1 protein-coding gene is annotated in these 445 nt (G+C 44.9%); it reads right to left on the bottom strand.

The genetic code is table 11. The annotated features are described in order from the left end of the window. Positions 1 to 445: prealbumin-like fold domain-containing protein (locus M1G01_RS01240; protein ID WP_247930959.1), on the bottom strand; the 445-nt coding region annotated here is incomplete at both ends.

Raw genomic sequence — 445 nt, 5'->3', positions numbered from 1 at the left:
GTTTGTCACTTCCACTGTGCCATCATGTTTGACTTGGAAAGTGATGTCCGTTACTTTGAGGTAACCAGTTGGAGCTGCTTCCTCATGGAAGGTGTAAGTACCTGGAGCCAAGTTGAGATCTTTAGACTTACCAGCTTCTGAAGTCCAGCTTTCTACGGCTGTGCCTTCTGCCTTATCGCCTTTATAGATCTTAATCTCTGCACCTGCGATTTCTGTTCCACCAAGGCTAACCTTGCTGAAGGTAATCTTACGTGGTAGGTCATCGTCTTTATCGGTTACAGTTACAGTTGAGCCGTTGGTTACGACTTTGTTTTCTTCACCTTTAGAGTCTTTTTCACCAACATTTGTCACTTCCACTGTGCCGTCAAGTTTGACTTGGAAAGTGATGTCCGTTACTTTGAGGTAACCAGTTGGAGCTGCTTCCTCATGGAAGGTGTAAGTACCT

The sequence above is a fragment of the Streptococcus oralis genome (genome assembly GCF_023110055.1).
Classification (GTDB): domain Bacteria; phylum Bacillota; class Bacilli; order Lactobacillales; family Streptococcaceae; genus Streptococcus; species Streptococcus oralis_BY.
This window is presented reverse-complemented; position numbering and strand designations above follow the sequence as displayed.